Annotated in this window: 14 protein-coding genes; all 14 read right to left on the bottom strand. The window is 70.5% G+C overall.

Going from position 1 to position 16,901, the window contains the following annotated elements:
* Window positions 1-7: 7 nt before the first annotated feature.
* Window positions 8-1,657, bottom strand: coding sequence for an NADH-quinone oxidoreductase subunit NuoN (nuoN, locus tag AB0J21_RS17845; protein WP_363146930.1), 1,650 nt, complete (start codon window positions 1,655-1,657; stop codon window positions 8-10).
* Window positions 1,654-3,225 (bottom strand): NADH-quinone oxidoreductase subunit M, encoded by a 1,572-nt coding sequence (locus AB0J21_RS17840; protein WP_363146929.1) that lies wholly within the window; start codon window positions 3,223-3,225, stop codon window positions 1,654-1,656. The genes nuoN and AB0J21_RS17840 overlap by 4 nt, the downstream gene beginning before the upstream one ends.
* Before the next feature lies 1 nt (window position 3,226).
* Window positions 3,227-5,122, bottom strand: coding sequence for an NADH-quinone oxidoreductase subunit L (nuoL, locus tag AB0J21_RS17835; RefSeq protein ID WP_363146928.1), 1,896 nt, complete (start codon window positions 5,120-5,122; stop codon window positions 3,227-3,229).
* Window positions 5,123-5,136: 14 nt separating this feature from the next.
* Window positions 5,137-5,436, bottom strand: coding sequence for an NADH-quinone oxidoreductase subunit NuoK (nuoK, locus tag AB0J21_RS17830; protein ID WP_363146927.1), 300 nt, complete (start codon window positions 5,434-5,436; stop codon window positions 5,137-5,139).
* On the bottom strand, window positions 5,433-6,320 hold the full coding sequence (locus AB0J21_RS17825; RefSeq protein ID WP_363146926.1) for an NADH-quinone oxidoreductase subunit J: 888 nt from the start codon (window positions 6,318-6,320) through the stop codon (window positions 5,433-5,435). Before AB0J21_RS17825 ends, nuoK begins: the two co-directional genes overlap by 4 nt.
* Complete coding sequence (gene nuoI / locus AB0J21_RS17820; RefSeq protein ID WP_363146925.1) at window positions 6,317-7,009, bottom strand: NADH-quinone oxidoreductase subunit NuoI; 693 nt, start codon at window positions 7,007-7,009, stop codon at window positions 6,317-6,319. The genes AB0J21_RS17825 and nuoI overlap by 4 nt, the downstream gene beginning before the upstream one ends.
* Window positions 7,002-8,390, bottom strand: a complete 1,389-nt coding sequence (gene nuoH / locus AB0J21_RS17815; protein WP_363146924.1) for an NADH-quinone oxidoreductase subunit NuoH — start codon at window positions 8,388-8,390, stop codon at window positions 7,002-7,004. Before nuoH ends, nuoI begins: the two co-directional genes overlap by 8 nt.
* A gap of 106 nt (window positions 8,391-8,496) precedes the next feature.
* Complete coding sequence (locus AB0J21_RS17810; protein WP_363146923.1) at window positions 8,497-11,028, bottom strand: NADH-quinone oxidoreductase subunit G; 2,532 nt, start codon at window positions 11,026-11,028, stop codon at window positions 8,497-8,499.
* On the bottom strand, window positions 11,025-12,404 hold the full coding sequence (gene nuoF, locus AB0J21_RS17805) for an NADH-quinone oxidoreductase subunit NuoF (RefSeq protein ID WP_363146922.1): 1,380 nt from the start codon (window positions 12,402-12,404) through the stop codon (window positions 11,025-11,027). The genes AB0J21_RS17810 and nuoF overlap by 4 nt, the downstream gene beginning before the upstream one ends.
* Entirely contained in the window at window positions 12,404-13,249 is an 846-nt protein-coding gene (gene nuoE, locus AB0J21_RS17800) for an NADH-quinone oxidoreductase subunit NuoE (protein WP_363147221.1), read from the bottom strand. Before nuoE ends, nuoF begins: the two co-directional genes overlap by 1 nt.
* 17 nt (window positions 13,250-13,266) lie before the next feature.
* A complete protein-coding gene (locus AB0J21_RS17795; protein WP_363146921.1) occupies window positions 13,267-14,592 on the bottom strand; it encodes an NADH-quinone oxidoreductase subunit D in 1,326 nt (441 codons plus the stop codon).
* Window positions 14,589-15,329 carry an NADH-quinone oxidoreductase subunit C gene (locus AB0J21_RS17790; protein ID WP_363147220.1) on the bottom strand — a complete coding sequence of 247 codons (741 nt, stop codon included), beginning with the start codon at window positions 15,327-15,329 and terminating at the stop codon, window positions 14,589-14,591. The genes AB0J21_RS17795 and AB0J21_RS17790 overlap by 4 nt, the downstream gene beginning before the upstream one ends.
* A 239-nt stretch (window positions 15,330-15,568) precedes the next feature.
* Window positions 15,569-16,123: an NADH-quinone oxidoreductase subunit B family protein gene (locus AB0J21_RS17785; protein WP_363146920.1), complete on the bottom strand. Its 555-nt coding sequence runs from the start codon at window positions 16,121-16,123 to the stop codon at window positions 15,569-15,571.
* Between the two features lie 35 nt (window positions 16,124-16,158).
* Window positions 16,159-16,518 (bottom strand): NADH-quinone oxidoreductase subunit A, encoded by a 360-nt coding sequence (locus AB0J21_RS17780; RefSeq protein WP_007383963.1) that lies wholly within the window; start codon window positions 16,516-16,518, stop codon window positions 16,159-16,161.
* Window positions 16,519-16,901: the final 383 nt, after the last annotated feature.

Below are 16,901 nucleotides of genomic sequence, written 5' to 3'. Positions count from 1 at the left end.
CCACGGGTCAGCGCACGAACACGCCCGCCTGTCCCGCGAGGTCGAGGAAGTACTGCGGCGCGACGCCCAGCACGACCGTGACGGCCACGCCGAGCCCGATGGCGGTCATGGTCAGCGGCGAGGGGACCGCGACGGTGGGCCCGTCCGGCTGGGGCTCATGGAAGAACATGAGCACGATGACCCGGATGTAGAAGAAGGCCGCGACCGCCGAGGACAGCACGCCGACCACGACGAGCGGGGCCGCGCCGCCGTCCGCCGCCGCCTTGAACACGGCGAACTTCCCGGAGAACCCGCTGGTCAGCGGGATACCGGCGAAGGCGAGCAGGAACACCGCGAAGACCGCGGCGACCAGCGGGGAGCGCCGTCCGAGCCCCGCCCACTTCGACAGGTGGGTGGCCTCGCCGCCCGCGTCGCGCACCAGGGTGACGACGGCGAAGGCGCCGATGGTCACGAAGGAGTAGCCGCCGAGGTAGAAGAGGACCGAGGAGACGCCGTCCGGGGTGGTCGCGATGACACCGGCCAGGATGAACCCGGCGTGCGCGATCGAGGAGTACGCGAGGAGCCGCTTGATGTCGGTCTGGGTGATCGCGACGATCGCCCCGCCGAGCATCGTGACGATCGCGACGCCCCACATGACCGGCCGCCAGTCCCAGCGCAGCCCCGGCAGCACGACGTACAGCAGCCGCAGCAGCGCGCCGAACGCGGCGACCTTCGTGGCGGCGGCCATGAAGCCGGTGACCGGGGTGGGGGCGCCCTGGTAGACGTCGGGTGTCCACATGTGGAAGGGGACGGCGCCCACCTTGAACAGCAGGCCCACGACGACGAGGGCGCCGCCGACCAGGAGCAGCGCGTCGTTGCCCATGGTGTCGGCGAGGGCCGGGTCGATGGTCGTGACGTCGCCCTCCACGACCCGGGCGATCTGCGCGTACGACATGGAGCCCGCGTAGCCGTAGATCAGGGCGATGCCGAACAGGAGGAAGGCCGAGGAGAACGCGCCGAGCAGGAAGTACTTGACGGCGGCCTCCTGCGACAGGAGCCGCTTGCGGCGCGCGAGCGCGCACAGCAGGTACAGCGGGAGGGAGAGCACCTCCAGGGCGATGAAGAGGGTCAGCAGGTCGTTGGCCGCGGGGAAGACGAGCATCCCGGCGATCGCGAACATCACCAGGGGGAAGACCTCGGTGGTGGCGAACCCGGCCTTCACCGCCGCCTGTTCGGCCTCCGAGCCGGGTACGGCGCTGCCCTGCGCGGCGAAGGAGTCGACGCGTTTGCCGTGAGCGAGGGGGTCGAGGCGCCGCTCGGCGAAGGTGAACACGCCGACCAGCCCGGCGAGGACAATGGTGCCCTGGAGGAACAGGGCGGGACCGTCGACGGCGACCGCGCCCATCGCCACGATGTGCGCCTTCGTCGTGCCGTAGCCGTTCGCGGCGAGCAGGACGACGGAGACGAAGGCGGCGACGAGACCCGCGGCGGCGAGCACCACCTGCGTGAGGTAGCGGCCCTTGCGGGGCACGAAGGCCTCGACGACGATGCCGAGGATCGCGACGCCGAGGACGATCAGGACCGGGGAGATCTGCGCGTACTCGATGTGCGGCGCGTCGATCTTGCCGATCGGTTCGGCCGCGGTTGTCCACAGGCTGTGGACGGCTGTTGCGCTCACTTGGCCGCCTCCACCTCGGGTCGGGGGTCCTTCTTGTGTACGTCGGACATGGTCTGCTTGACCGCCGGGTTGACGACGTCGGTGAGCGGCTTCGGGTAGACGCCCAGGAAGACGAGCAGCGCGATCAGCGGGACGACGACGGCCAGTTCCCGCACCTTGAGGTCGGGCATCGCGGAGACCTCGGGCTTGACCGGGCCGGTCATGGTGCGCTGGTAGAGCACCAGGACGTACAGCGCGGCGAGCACGATGCCGAGGGTGGCGACGATGCCGAGCGCCGGGTACCGGCTGAAGGTGCCGACCAGGACCAGGAACTCGCTGACGAACGGAGCGAGTCCGGGCAGGGACAGCGTCGCGAGGCCGCCGATCAGGAAGGTCCCGGCGAGTACCGGGGCGACCTTCTGCACCCCGCCGTAGTCGGCGATGAGCCGCGAGCCGCGCCGCGAGATCAGGAAGCCGGCCACGAGCATCAGCGCGGCTGTCGAGATCCCGTGGTTGACCATGTAGAGGGTCGCCCCGGACTGGCCCTGCGAGGTCATCGCGAAGATGCCCAGGACGATGAAGCCGAAGTGGGAGATCGAGGCGTAGGCGACGAGGCGTTTGATGTCGCGCTGGCCCACGGCGAGCAGCGCCCCGTACAGGATGCTGATGACGGCGAGCACCAGGATGACCGGTGTCGCCCACTTGCTGGCCTCCGGGAAGAGCTGGAGGCAGTAGCGCAGCATCGCGAAGGTGCCGACCTTGTCGACCACCGCGGTGATCAGGACGGCGACCGGGGTGGTCGCCTCGCCCATCGCGTTGGGCAGCCAGGTGTGCAGCGGCCACAGCGGGGCCTTGACGGCGAAGGCGAAGAAGAAGCCGAGGAACAGCCAGCGTTCCGTCGAACTCGCCATGTCCAGGGTGCCGTTCGCGCGGGCCTGGGCGATCTCGCCGAGCGAGAAGCTGCCGGCGACGACGTACAGCCCGATCACGGCGGCGAGCATGACGAGCCCGCCCGCGAGGTTGTAGAGGAGGAACTTGACGGCCGCGTAGGAGCGCTGGGTCGCGGCCTCCTTCTCGCCGTGGGCGCCCGCCCGGTCCCCGAAGCCGCCGATGAGGAAGTACATCGGGATGAGCATGGCTTCGAAGAACAGGTAGAAGAGGAAGACGTCGGTGGCCTCGAAGGACAGGACGACCATCGCCTCGACCAGGAGGATCAGCGCGAAGAAGCCCTGGGTGGGGCGCCACCGGCTGCTGTTGGTCTCCAGGGGGTCCGCGTCGTGCCAGCCGGCGAGGATCACGAAGGGCACGAGCAGCGCGGTGAGCGCGATGAGGGCGACGCCGATCCCGTCGACGCCCAGTTCGTAGCGCACCCCGAAGTCGGCGATCCACGCGTGGGACTCGGTGAGCTGATACCGGTCGCCGCCCGGTTCGAAGCGGGCCAGGATCACCATGGCCAGCACGAAGGTGGCGGCCGAGAAGGCCAGGGCGAGCCGTTTGGCCGCCGTGCGCCGTGCGGCGGGGACCGCCGCGGTGAGCACGGCGCCCACCGCGGGCAGGGCCGCCGTCACGGTCAGCAGAGGGAAGGACATGTCACACCGCCCTCATGAGTAGGGTCGCGGCGATCAGCACCGCCGTACCTCCGAACATCGAGACCGCGTAGCTGCGGACCATGCCGTTCTGCACCTTGCGCAGCCGGCCGGACAGGCCGCCGACCGAGGCGGCGGTGCCGTTGACGACCCCGTCGACCAGGGAGTGGTCGACGTAGACGAGGGAGCGGGTGAGGTGCTCCCCGCCCCGGACGAGGACGACGTGGTTGAAGTCGTCCTGGAGCAGGTCCCTGCGCGCCGCCCGGGTCAGCAGCGAGCCGCGCGGGGCGACGGCCGGGACCGGGCGCCTGCCGTACTGGAGGTAGGCGAGGCCCGCGCCGAGGACGAGGACGACCATCGTGGAGAGCGTCACCGTCAGGGCGCTGACCGGGGAGTCCCCGTGGCTGTGCCCGGTGACGGGCTCCAGCCAGTGCAGGAAGCGGTCGCCGATCGCGAAGACGCCGCCCGCGAAGACCGAGCCGAAGGCGAGCACGATCATCGGGACCGTCATGGACTTCGGGGACTCGTGCGGATGCGGCTCGTGCCCCTCGGCGTCGGGCTGCCAGCGCTTCTCCCCGAAGAACGTCATGATCATCACGCGGGTCATGTAGTACGCGGTGAGGGCCGCGCCCAGCAGGGCCGCGCCGCCGAGGATCCAGCCCTCGGTGCCGCCCTTCGCGAAGGCCGCCTCGATGATCTTGTCCTTGGAGAAGAAGCCGGACAGTCCGGGGAAGCCGATGATCGCGAGGTAGCCGAGGCCGAAGGTGACGAAGGTGACCGGCATCCTGCGCCACAGCCCGCCGTAGTGGCGCATGTCGACCTCGTCGTTCATGCCGTGCATGACGGAGCCCGCGCCGAGGAACAGACCGGCCTTGAAGAAGCCGTGCGTCACGAGGTGCATGATCGCGAAGACGTAGCCGATCGGGCCGAGCCCGGCGGCGAGGACCATGTAGCCGATCTGCGACATCGTGGAGCCCGCGAGCGCCTTCTTGATGTCGTCCTTCGCGCAACCGACGATCGCACCGAACAGCAGCGTGACCGCGCCGACGATGGTGACGACGAGCTGCGCGTCGGGCGCCGCGTCGAAGATCGCCCCCGAGCGGACGATGAGGTAGACCCCGGCGGTGACCATGGTCGCCGCGTGGATGAGGGCGGAGACCGGGGTCGGGCCCTCCATCGCGTCGCCCAGCCAGGACTGGAGCGGGACCTGCGCCGACTTTCCGCACGCGGCCAGCAGCAGCATGAGGCCGATCGCGGTGAGCTTGCCCTCCCCGGTGTCCCCGACCGCGCCGAGGACCGGACCGAAGGCGAAGGTCCCGAAGGTCGTGAACATCAGCATGATGGCGATGGACAGGCCCACGTCACCGACGCGGTTGACGAGGAAGGCCTTCTTCGCGGCGGTCGCCGCGCTCGGCTTGTGCTGCCAGAAGCCGATCAGCAGGTACGAGGCGAGGCCCACGCCCTCCCAGCCGACGTACAGCAGCAGGTAGTTGTCGGCGAGTACCAGCAGGAGCATCGCCGCGAGGAACAGGTTGAGGTAGCCGAAGAAGCGCCGGCGGCGTTCGTCGTGCTCCATGTAGCCGATCGAGTAGACGTGGATGAGCGTGCCCACGCCGGTGATCAGCAGGACGAAGGTCATCGACAGCTGGTCGAGCTGGAAGGCGACGTCGGCCTGGAAGCCCTCCACCGGAATCCAGCTGAACAGGTGCTGGTGGACGCCGCGTTCCTCGGCGCCCCTGCCGAGCATGCCGGCGAAGAGCACCACGCCGATCACGAAGGAGACGAGCGCGAGGAACGTGCCGATCCAGTGCCCGGAGCGGTCCAGGCGACGGCCGCCGCACAGCAGCACGGCCGCTCCGAGCAGGGGCGCCGCGACCAGCAGCGCGATCATGTTTTCCACTGTTCAACGACCCCTTACAGCTTCATCAGGTCGGCGTCGTCGACCGAGGCGGAGTGGCGGGCACGGAAGACCGACACGATGATCGCGAGCCCGACCACGACCTCGGCGGCGGCGACGACCATCGTGAAGAACGCGATGACCTGCCCGTCGAGGTTGCCGTGCATGCGGGAGAACACGACGAACGCCAGGTTGCAGGCGTTCAGCATGAGTTCGACGCACATGAAGACGACGATCGCGTTGCGGCGGATCAGGACCCCGGTGGCCCCGATGGTGAACAGGATCGCCGCGAGATACAGGTAGTAGACCGGGTTCACTGCGTCCTCTCCTCCTCGCGGTCGCGGCCGAGGCGGGTCTCGGAGTCGCGGCCGAGGCGTTCCCCGCGGTCGCGGCCGAGGCGTTCCCCGCGGTCGCGGCCGAGGCGTTCCTCCGAGCGCTGCTCCAGGGCGCGCAGGTCCTCCATGGCCTCGGTCGAGACGTCCCGGATCTGGCCGCGCCGGCGCAGCGTCGGGTTGACGGTCAGCTCGGACGGGGTGCCGTCGGGCAGCAGGCCCGCGATGTCCACCGCGTTGTGCCGGGCGTACACGCCGGGGGCGGGCAGCGGCGGCAGGTGACGGCCGTCGCGCACGCGCTGCTCGGACAACTCGCGCTGGGTCCTGGCGCGTTCGACGCGTTCGCGGTGGGTGAGGACCATCGCGCCGACCGTCGCGGTGATGAGCAGCGCCCCGGTGATCTCGAAGGCGAAGACGTACTTCGTGAAGATCAGGGAGGCGAGGCCCTCGACGTTGCCGGAGGCGTTGGCCCGGCCGGTGCCCTGGAACTCGCTGACAGAGGCGTTGCCGATGCCGCCGACGAGCAGCGCGCCGAAGCCGAGGAAGCACAGGGCGGCCAGCCAGCGCTGCCCCTTGATGGTCTCCTTCAGCGAGTCGGCGGCGGTGACCCCGACGAGCATCACGACGAACAGGAACAGCATCATGATCGCGCCGGTGTAGACCACGATCTGCACGATGCCGAGGAAGTACGCGCCGTTGGACAGGTAGAACACGGCGAGGACGATCATCGTCCCGGCCAGGCACAGGGCGCTGTGCACGGCCCGGGGCATCAGGACGGTGCACAGGGCGCCGATGACCGCGACGGTCCCCAGGAGCCAGAACTGCACGGCCTCCCCGGTCGACGTCTGGTAGGCGGCGAGGGTGTTCACGTCGTCGCCCCCCGGTCCATCGGGGTGGCCTCGTGCGGGGCGCCGCTGGAGACGGCGGCCGCGGTGTGCTCCACGGTCACCGGCTCCTCGTCGGTCTTCTCGCCCTTGGAGAGGGCGACCTGCCGGACGGTGCCGGGCGCGGCCTCGGTGACCGCGCCCCGGTAGTAGTCGCCCTCGTCCGTGCCCGGGAAGATCGCGTGCGGGCTGTCCACCATGCCCTCGGTGAGGCCCGCGAGCAGCTGGTCCTTGGTGTAGATGAGGTTCTCGCGGCTGCTGTCGGCGAGTTCGAACTCGTTGGTCATGGTGAGCGCCCTGGTCGGGCACGCCTCGATGCACAGGCCGCACAGGATGCAGCGCGCGTAGTTGATCTGGTAGACGCGGCCGTAGCGCTCGCCCGGGGAGTAGCGCTCCTCCTCGGTGTTGTCCGCGCCCTCCACGTAGATCGCGTCGGCCGGACAGGCCCACGCGCACAGTTCGCAGCCGATGCACTTCTCCAGCCCGTCCGGGTGGCGGTTGAGCTGGTGGCGGCCGTGGAAGCGGGGGGCCGTGGTCTTCTTCTGTTCCGGGTACTGCTCGGTCAGGCGCTTCTTGAACATGGCCTTGAAGGTCACGCCGAAGCCCGCGACCGGATTCTGGAACCCGCTCGGTGCCGCCGCCGTCCCGTCCTGGGACTCCTTGTCCTCAGCCATCGGACCCCTCCTTTCCGTCGCGCTCGGTAGTTGCTGTGTCGCTGCCAGTATGCGGAGCGCCACTGACAATCAGCTCGCGGTCCTGGCGCGAGGGCCGCCTCGGCACCGGTGGCAGGGTCTGTCCGGGCAGGGGTGGCACCGGGTAGCCACCGGCCATCGGGTCGAACGCCGGCTCGGGCTCGGCCGGTTCGCCCTCCCCCTCGCCGCCCTTGTCCCCGCGGTCGCGGAAGATGTCGGCGACGAAGGACAGCAGCAGGACCACGACGATCGCGGCCACGACCCACAGCAGGATCTGCGCGAAGTCGTAGTTCTCGTTCCGCAGCACCCGGACGGTGGCGACGAGCATGAGCCACACCACGGACACCGGGATCAGGACCTTCCAGCCGAGCTTCATCAGCTGGTCGTAGCGCACGCGCGGCAGCGAACCGCGCAGCCAGATGAAGAAGAACAGCAGCAGCTGCACCTTGACGACGAACCAGAGCAGCGGCCACCAGCCGTGGTTGGCGCCCTCCCAGAACGTCGAGACCGGCCAGGGCGCGCGCCAGCCGCCGAGGAAGAGGGTCGCGGCGACCGAGGAGACCGTCACCATGTTCACGTACTCGGCGAGCATGAACATCGCGAACTTGATCGAGCTGTACTCGGTGTTGAAGCCGCCCACGAGGTCGCCCTCGGACTCCGGCATGTCGAAGGGGGCGCGGTTGGTCTCACCGACCATCGTCACGATGTAGAGGAGGAAGGAGACCGGCAGCAGCACGATGTACCAGCGGTCGTTCTGCTGCTCGACGATCGCCGAGGTCGACATCGAACCGGAGTAGAGGAACACCGAGGCGAAGGCCGCGCCCATCGCGATCTCGTACGAGATCATCTGGGCGCACGAGCGCAGTCCGCCGAGCAGCGGGTACGTCGATCCCGAGGACCAGCCGGCCAGCACGATGCCGTAGATCCCGATGGAGGCGGTCGCGAGGATGTAGAGCAGCGCGATCGGCAGGTCGGTGAGCTGCATCGCCGTACGGTGGCCGAAGATCGAGATCTCGTTGCCGGCCGGGCCGAAGGGGATCACCGCGATCGCCATGAACGCGGGGATCGCGGCGACCACCGGGGCGAGGACGTAGACGACCTTGTCGGCCTTCTTGACCACCAGGTCTTCCTTCAGCATCAGCTTGATGCCGTCGGCCAGCGACTGGAGCATCCCCCAGGGGCCGTTGCGGTTGGGCCCGATGCGCAACTGCATCCAGGCCACGACCTTGCGTTCCCACACGATGGCGAACAGCACGGTCACCATCAGGAAGGCGAAGCAGAAGACCGCTTTGACGAGGACCAGCCACCAGGGGTCGGTGCCGAACATCGACAGGTCCTCCGCCGCGAGGAGCTGGGGGTTCACGCGCCCACCTCCGCGTCGGGGCGGACGGGTACCTGGCTCACGACTGCACCTCCGGTGTGCTCTCGGCTTCGCCGCCGGGGCGTGGGCCCCGCGGCGGGGGCGCTGCTCATGCCTCCACCCCCGCTTCCCTGGCGGCGACGGTGGTGGCGGCGGGTCCGATGCGGACGAGCCCGCCGGGCCGCGCCCCGGTGTCGGAGGCGACGCCGCCGCCCGTGGAGTTCAGCGGCAGCCACACGACCCGGTCGGGCATGGCGGCGGTGATCTGGAGCGGCAGCGCGGTGGTGCCTCCGGGGCCGCCGACCTCCAGGACCTCCCCGTCGCGTACGCCCGCCTCGGCGGCGGTCGCGGCGGACAGCCGGGCGACGGCGGCGTGCCGGGTCCCGGCCAGCGCCTCGTCGCCGTCCTGGAGCCGCCCCTGGTCCAGCAGCAGCCGGTGCCCGGCGAGTACCGCCTCCCCGGCGGCGGGCCGGGGCTCGGGCACGGTGCGCGGCGGGGCCGTGACCCGCGCCGTGTCCGTGTCCGTACGCCGTTCCCGGCCGCCGAGCGCGTCGAGTTCGCGGCGGGCGGCGCGCAGGTCGGGCAGTCCGAGGTGGGCGTCCATGGCGTCCGCGAGCATGTGCAGGACGCGCAGGTCGCCGGGCGGGAGCCGGCGGGTCATCTGGTCGGGCTTGAGCGCGGCCTCGAACATGCGCGCCCTGCCCTCCCAGTTGAGGAAGGTCCCGGCCTTCTCGGCGACCGCCGCGACCGGCAGGACGACGTCGGCGAGCGCGGTGACCTCGCTGGGCCGCTGCTCCAGGCTCACGACGAACCCGGCCTCGGCGAGGGCCCGCCGGGCCCGGCCGGGTTCGGGCAGGTCGGCGAGTTCGACGCCCGCGACGAGCAGCGCGCCGAGTTCCCCTTCGGCGGCGGCGGCGAGGATCTGCCCGGTGTCGCGGCCGTGCCGGGTGGGCAGTTCGGCCAGGCCCCAGGCGGCGGCGACCTCGGAGCGGGCACCCGGGTCGGTCGCGGACCGGCCGCCGGGCAGCAGCGTGGGCAGCGCCCCGGCCTCGATCGCCCCGCGTTCCCCGGCCCGGCGCGGAATCCACACGAGCCGCGCGCCGGTCGCGGCGGCGGCGCGCACGGCGGCGCTCAGCGCGCCCGGCACCCCGGCGAGGCGTTCCCCGAGGACGATCACGGAGCCCTCGGCGCGCAGCGCCTGAAGCGCCTCGCGGCCCGGTTCCTCCAGTCCGACGCCGCCCGCGAGCGCGTCCAGCCACTCGGGTTCGGTGCCGGGCGCGGCGGGCAGCAGGGTGCCGCCCGCCTTCGTCAGTCCCCGGGTGGCGTGCGTGGCGAGGGAGAAGGTGCGCTGCCCGTGCCCCCGCCATGCCTTGCGCAGCCGCAGGAAGACGCCGGGCGCCTCCTCCTCGGCCTCGATCCCGGCGAGCAGGACGGCGGGCGCCTGCTCCAGCGCGGTGTACGTGACGCCGCTTCCGTCGAGGTCGCGTCCGCGTCCGGCGACGTGCGCGGCGAGGAAGTCGGCCTCCTCACCGCTGTGCGCACGGGCCCGGAAGTCGATGTCGTTGGTGGCGAGGGCGACCCGCGCGAACTTGCTGTACGCGTAGGCGTCCTCGACGGTCAGCCGGCCCCCGGTGAGTACCCCGGCCCGGCCGCGCGCGGCGGCGAGTCCGGCGGCGGCGGCCTCCAGCGCCTCGGGCCAGGCGGCGAGGCGCAGTTCACCGCTCTCCTTGTCGCGCACCAGCGGGCTGGTGAGGCGGTCGGTCTGCTGGGCGTAGCGGAAGCCGAAGCGGCCCTTGTCGCAGATCCACTCCTCGTTGACCTCGGGGTCGTTGGCGGCCAGGCGCCGCATGACCTTCCCGCGCCGGTGGTCGGTGCGCGTCGCGCAGCCGCCCGCGCAGTGCTCGCACACGCTGGGCGAGGAGGTCAGGTCGAAGGGCCGGGACCGGAAGCGGTACGCGGCCGAGGTGAGCGCCCCGACCGGGCAGATCTGGATGGTGTTCCCGGAGAAGTACGACTCGAAGGGGTCGCCGTCGCCGGTGCCGACCTGCTGGAGCGCGCCGCGTTCGATCAGCTCGATCATCGGGTCGCCGGCGATCTGGTTGGAGAAGCGGGTGCAGCGCGCGCACAGCACGCAGCGTTCCCGGTCCAGCAGGACCTGCGTCGAGATCGGTACCGGCTTCTCGAAGGTGCGCTTCTTGCCCTCGAAGCGGGAGTCGGACTGCCCGTGGGACATCGCCTGGTTCTGGAGCGGGCACTCGCCGCCCTTGTCGCACACCGGGCAGTCCAGCGGGTGGTTGATGAGCAGCAGCTCCATCACGCCGTGCTGGGCCTTGGTGGCGACCGGGGAGGTGAGCTGCGTCCTGACGACCATCCCCTCGGTGCAGGTGATGGTGCACGAGGCCATCGGCTTGCGCTGGCCCTCGACCTCCACGATGCACTGGCGGCAGGCGCCGGCCGGGTCGAGCAGCGGGTGGTCGCAGAAGCGGGGGATCTCGATGCCGAGGAGTTCGGCGGCGCGGATCACCAACGTCCCCTTGGGGACGGAGATCCCGGCGCCGTCGATGGTCAGCGCGACCAGGTCCTCCTTGGGCGGCACGGCCGCCGCGCCGCCCCCGGTGGGGGCGCCGGTGGTCACGGTCATGCGGTCACCTCCACGTGCTTGTCCGCCCAGAGCGTGGACTTGGCGGGGTCGAAGGGGCAGCCCTTGCCGGTGATGTGCTCCTCGTACTCCTCGCGGAAGTACTTGAGGGAGGAGAAGATCGGGGAGGCGGCGCCGTCACCGAGGGCGCAGAAGGACTTGCCGTTGATGTTGTCGGCGATGTCGTTCAGCTTGTCGAGGTCGGAGAGTTGGCCCTTGCCGGCCTCGATGTCGCGCAGCAACTGGACGAGCCAGTAGGTGCCTTCGCGGCAGGGCGTGCACTTGCCGCAGGACTCGTGGGCGTAGAACTCGGTCCACCGGGTGACGGCGCGTACGACGCAGGTGGTCTCGTCGAAGCACTGGAGCGCCTTGGTGCCGAGCATCGAACCGGCGGCGCCGACGCCTTCGTAGTCGAGGGGCACGTCGAGGTGTTCCTCGGTGAACATGGGGGTCGAGGAGCCGCCCGGGGTCCAGAACTTGAGGCGGTGCCCGGCGCGCATCCCGCCGCTCATGTCGAGCAGCTGGCGCAGGGTGATGCCGAGCGGGGCCTCGTACTGGCCGGGGCTGGTGACGTGCCCGCTGAGCGAGTAGAGCGTGAAGCCCGGGGACTTCTCGCTGCCCATCGAGCGGAACCACTCCTTGCCGCGGTGCAGGATAGCGGGCACCGAGGCGATGGACTCGACGTTGTTGACGACGGTGGGGCAGGCGTAGAGACCGGCGACCGCGGGGAAGGGCGGCCGCAGCCGGGGCTGTCCGCGCCGCCCTTCGAGGGAGTCGAGCAGCGCGGTCTCCTCCCCGCAGATGTAGGCGCCGGCGCCCGCGTGCACGGTGAGTTCGAGGTCGGTGCCGCTGCCGAGGATGTCCTCGCCGAGGTAGCCGGCCGCGTACGCCTCGCGTACCGCCTCGTGCAGCCTGCGCAGGACGGGGACGACCTCGCCGCGCAGGTAGATGAAGGCGTGCGAGGAGCGGATCGCGTAGCAGGCGATGACGATGCCCTCGATGAGGGCGTGCGGGTTGGCGAACAGCAGCGGGATGTCCTTGCAGGTCCCCGGCTCCGACTCGTCGGCGTTGACGACGAGGTAGTGGGGTTTGCCGTCGCCCTGCGGGATGAACTGCCACTTCATCCCGGTCGGGAATCCGGCGCCGCCACGGCCGCGCAGTCCGGCGTCCTTGACGTAGGCGATGAGGTCGTCGGGCGCCATGGCGAGCGCCTTCTTCAGTCCCTCGTAGCCGTCGTGCCTGCGGTAGGTGTCGAGCGTCCACGAACCGGGCTGGTCCCAGAAGGAGGAGAGCACCGGTGTCAGGACGTCCTCGGGGGTCTTGCCCCCGTCCCCGTCCCCGTAGCGGGCGGCTCCCGAGTTCTCGGCGGCCACGGTCATCACTCCCCCTCCTCAGCGGTGGGTCCCGCCGGGTTGGCGGGGTCGGACGCCGAGGTCTCCTGCGGCGCGTCGTGCGAGCTGGGGTGCCCGGCGGGCGGCTGGCCGGCGGGGGTGTCGGCCGGTGCGCGGTCCTCCGGGGTGCCCGTGCCGCCCTCGCCGCGCGGGTGCACGACGTGCGGCTGGGTGTACTCGCCCTTCGCGAGGCGCAGTCCGACGAGGGAGGCCGCTCCGGCCCCGCCGCTCGCCTCGACGGCGCCGGGGCGCTGGTCGGGGAAGCCGGCGAGGATGCGGGCGGTCTCCTGGTACGTGCACAGGGGGGCGCCCCGGGTGGGTTCGACGGGGCGGCCCGCGCGCAGGTCGTCGACGAGGTGTTTCGCGGACTCGGGGGTCTGGTTGTCGAAGAACTCCCAGTTCACCATCACGACGGGCGCGAAGTCGCAGGCCGCGTTGCACTCGATGTGCTCCAGCGAGACCTTGCCGTCCTCGGTGGTCTCGCCGTTGCCGACGCCGAGGTGTTCGCGCAGTTCGTCGAAGATGGCGTCGCCGCCCATGACGGCGCACAGCGTGTTGGTGCACACGCCGACCTGGTAGTCCCCGCCGGGGGCGCGCCGGTACATCGTGTAGAAGGTCGCGACCGCGTTGACCTCGGCGGTGGTCAGGCCGAGCAGCTCGGCGCAGAAGGCCATCCCGGTGCGGGTGACGTGGCCTTCCTCGGCCTGGACGAGGTGCAGCAGCGGGAGCAGCGCGGAGCGGGAGCCGGGGTAGCGGGCGATGACGGCGCGCGCGTCCTCCTCCAGCCGGGCGCGGACCTCGCTCGGGTAGTCGGGCGCGGGGAGTTGCGGCATCCCCAGACTGACGTCGGTCACCGGTCGACTCCTCCCATCACGGGGTCGATGGAGGCGACGGCCACGATGACGTCGGCGACCTGGCCGCCCTCGCACATCGCGGCCATGGCCTGAAGGTTGGTGAAGGACGGGTCCCTGAAGTGGACCCGGAAGGGGCGGGTGCCGCCGTCGGAGACGACGTGCGCGCCGAGTTCCCCCTTGGGCGACTCGATCGCCTCGTAGACCTGTCCGGGCGGGACCCGGAAGCCCTCGGTGACCAGCTTGAAGTGGTGGATCAGGGACTCCATCGAGGTGCCCATGATCTGCCGGATGTGGTCGAGGGAGTTGCCGATGCCGTCGGGGCCCTGGGCGAGCTGGGCGGGCCAGGCGATCTTCTTGTCGGCGACCATGACGGGCCCGGGTTCGCGCAGCCGCTCGATGCACTGCTCGACGATGCGCAGCGACTCCCGCATCTCGGCCATGCGGATGAGGAAGCGCCCGTAGGAGTCGCAGCTGTCGTCGGTGGGGACCTCGAAGTCGTAGGTCTCGTAACCGCAGTACGGCTGGGACTTGCGCAGGTCGTGCGGCAGTCCGGCCGAGCGGAGCACGGGCCCGGTCGCGCCGAGCGCCATGCAGCCGGCCAGGTCGAGGTAGCCGACGTCGCGCATGCGGCCCTTGAACAGCGGGTTGCCGGTGGCGAGTTTGTCGTACTCGACCAGGTTCCTGCTCATGGTCTTCACGAACTCGCGCAGCGCGTCGATGGTCCCGGCCGGCAGGTCCTGGGCGAGGCCGCCGGGGCGGATGAACGCGTGGTTCATGCGCAGCCCGGTGATCAGCTCGAACAGGTCCAGGCACAGCTCCCGGTCGCGGAAGCCGTAGATCATGATGGTGGTCGAGCCCAGCTCCATGCCGCCGGTGGCGATGGCCACGAGGTGGGAGGAGATGCGGTTCAGCTCCATCAGGAGGACCCGGATCAGGGTGGCGCGGTCGGGGACCTGGTCCTGGATGCCGAGCAGGCGTTCCACGCCGAGGCAGTAGGCGGCCTCGTTGAAGAACGGTGTCAGGTAGTCCATGCGGGTCACGAAGGTCGTGCCCTGCGTCCAGTTGCGGAATTCGAGGTTCTTCTCGATCCCGGTGTGCAGGTAGCCGATGCCGCAGCGGGCCTCGGTGACCGTCTCCCCGTCGATCTCCAGGATCAGGCGGAGCACCCCGTGCGTGGAGGGGTGCTGCGGGCCCATGTTGACGATGATCCGCTCGTCGTCGGCCTGCGCGGCGGCCTGGACGACCTCGTCCCAGTCGCCTCCGGTGACGGTGTAGACCCGGCCCTCGGTGGTGTCGCGGGCGGCCGATGCCTGAGTGCTCATGTGTACGACCTCCGCTGGTCGGGAGCCGGGATCTGGGCGCCCTTGTACTCGACGGGGATGCCGCCGAGCGGGTAGTCCTTGCGCTGCGGGAAGCCCTGCCAGTCGTCGGGCATCATGATCCGCGTGAGGGCGGGGTGGCCGTCGAAGACCAGGCCGAAGAAGTCGTAGGTCTCGCGCTCGTGCCAGTCGTTGGTCGGGTAGACGGAGACCAGCGAGGGCACGTGCGGATCGCTGTCGGGGGCGCTCACCTCCAGCCGGATCAGCCGGTTGTGGGTGATCGAGCGCAGGTGGTAGACGGCGTGCAGCTCGCGTCCCTTGTCGCCCGGGTAGTGCACCCCGCTGACGCCGGTGCACAGCTCGAAGCGCAGCGCGGGGTCGTCCCGCAGGGTCTGGGCGACCCGCCGCAGGTGTTCGCGGGCGATGTGGAAGCTCAGCTCGCCCCGGTCCACGACCGTCTTCTCGATCGCGTTCCCGGGCAGCAGCCCCTGTTCCTCCAGGGCTCCTTCGAGTTCGTCGGCGACCTCGTCGAACCAGCCGCCGTAGGGCCGCGAGGAGGCGCCGGGCAGCCGGACGGTACGGACGAGTCCGCCGTAGCCGCTCGTGTCGGCGCCGCCGCTCGCCCCGAACATGCCCTTGCGTACGGCCAGCACCTCGTCGGACTGCCCGCGCGGCGCGGGGAGCTGGCCCTCGGCGCCGGGGCTCTCGGGGCCCGCGCCGTCGACGGCTTCGCGGTCCACGTCGCCCTCGCCGGGCTCCGCGCCGGCGAGTTCGGCGCGGTCCCGGCTCGCTCCGGGCGCGGTGTCCCCGGCCTTGCGGGCGGACGGGCTGTCCGGCCCGCCGAAGGAGCCGGCGGGGCCCTTCGGAGCCGGGTCGCTCGCGCCGGTGCCGCCCGGGGCCGCGGCGGGCCGGTCGCGGCCCGGGCCGTCCTGGCCACCCGGTCCGTCTTGGGGTGGAGTGTCGTTTCGCCGCTCGTCGCTCACCGAAGCAGCCCCTTCATCTCGATGAGGGGCAGCGCCTTGAGCGCGGCCTCCTCCGCCTCACGGGCCGCTTCCCGCGCGTCGACTCCGAGCTTTCCGCCCTGGATCTTCTGGTGCAGCTTGAGGATCGAGTCGATCAGCATCTCCGGCCGGGGCGGGCAGCCGGGCAGGTAGATGTCGACGGGCACGACGTGGTCGACGCCCTGCACCACCGCGTAGTTGTTGAACATCCCGCCCGAGGAGGCGCACACCCCCATGGAGATGACCCACTTGGGGTTGGGCATCTGGTCGTAGACCTGACGCAGTACCGGCGCCATCTTCTGGCTGACCCGCCCGGCCACGATCATGAGGTCGGCCTGTCGCGGCGAGCCGCGGAAGACCTCCATGCCGAAGCGGGCGAGGTCGTAGCGCCCGGCCCCGGTCGTCATCATCTCGATGGCGCAGCAGGCGAGGCCGAACGTCGCGGGGAACATGGACGACTTGCGCACCCAGCCCGCGGCCTGTTCGACGGTGGTCAGCAGAAAACCGCTCGGCAGTTTCTCTTCGAGTCCCATTGGTGGCCCCTAGACCCTTCTGTCCCTCGCGGGTTTCAGTCCCATTCCAGGCCGCCGCGCCGCCATACGTACGCGTACGCGACGAAGACGGTGAGCACGAAGAGCAGCATCTCCACGAGCCCGAAAACACCCAGGGCGTCAAAGGTCACGGCCCAGGGGTAGAGAAAGACGATCTCGATGTCGAAGACGATGAAGAGCATCGCCGTCAGGTAGTACTTGATGGGGAAGCGCCCGCCGCCGGCCGGCGTCGGAGTGGGTTCGATACCGCACTCGTAGGCTTCGAGCTTCGCCCGGTTGTACCGCTTTGGACCGATAAGCGTGGCCATGACCACGGAGAAGATCGCAAAGCCTGCCCCGAGGGCTCCCAGTACGAGGATGGGCGCATAAGCGTTCACCGCTCCTCGCTCCTCTCAGTCGGCACTGACTGCATACGCGGGTCCCCCCGGACTTCCGCCCGGGGACGTCCGGCCCGTGCACCGCCCCGCGAAGATCGCGCATATGTGAGGCAGTTCACAAGCCTGGCTGCCCCGCATCCTATGCCCGCCCTCCTGTGATCTGCGACACGGGGTACGGCCCTGAGTTTGTGATCTCCACCACCTGACGATGGATCATGAAGTCGGATGAGCGGGCCTGTTCGCACGAGCGGCAGCCGCATGATCACCAGTGGTGATCAACTGGCCGGTTTCCGCAGGTCGGAGCCGGAAGCCCATTACCAAGAAGATGTAGCCTCAAGCAAATTGGCGCTGGACTCGATCGCTTGATATAGGCCCCGGCGCCG

The organism is Streptomyces sp. NPDC049954, assembly GCF_040656295.1.
Taxonomy (GTDB): Bacteria; Actinomycetota; Actinomycetes; order Streptomycetales; family Streptomycetaceae; genus Streptomyces.
The sequence above is the reverse complement of the archived record's forward strand: the minus strand, read 5'-3'. Positions and strand labels throughout refer to the sequence as shown.

Coding starts and splice junctions, on each gene's coding strand:
- AB0J21_RS17840 (WP_363146929.1), bottom strand. CDS start 3,225: ATGTCCTTCCCTCTGCTGACCGTGACGGCGGCCCTGCCCGCGGTGGGC.
- nuoI (WP_363146925.1), bottom strand. CDS start 7,009: ATGGCTGAGGACAAGGAGTCCCAGGACGGGACGGCGGCGGCACCGAGC.
- AB0J21_RS17810 (WP_363146923.1), bottom strand. CDS start 11,028: ATGACCGTGACCACCGGCGCCCCCACCGGGGGCGGCGCGGCGGCCGTG.
- nuoF (WP_363146922.1), bottom strand. CDS start 12,404: ATGACCGTGGCCGCCGAGAACTCGGGAGCCGCCCGCTACGGGGACGGG.
- nuoE (WP_363147221.1), bottom strand. CDS start 13,249: ATGCCGCAACTCCCCGCGCCCGACTACCCGAGCGAGGTCCGCGCCCGG.
- AB0J21_RS17795 (WP_363146921.1), bottom strand. CDS start 14,592: ATGAGCACTCAGGCATCGGCCGCCCGCGACACCACCGAGGGCCGGGTC.
- AB0J21_RS17785 (WP_363146920.1), bottom strand. CDS start 16,123: ATGGGACTCGAAGAGAAACTGCCGAGCGGTTTTCTGCTGACCACCGTC.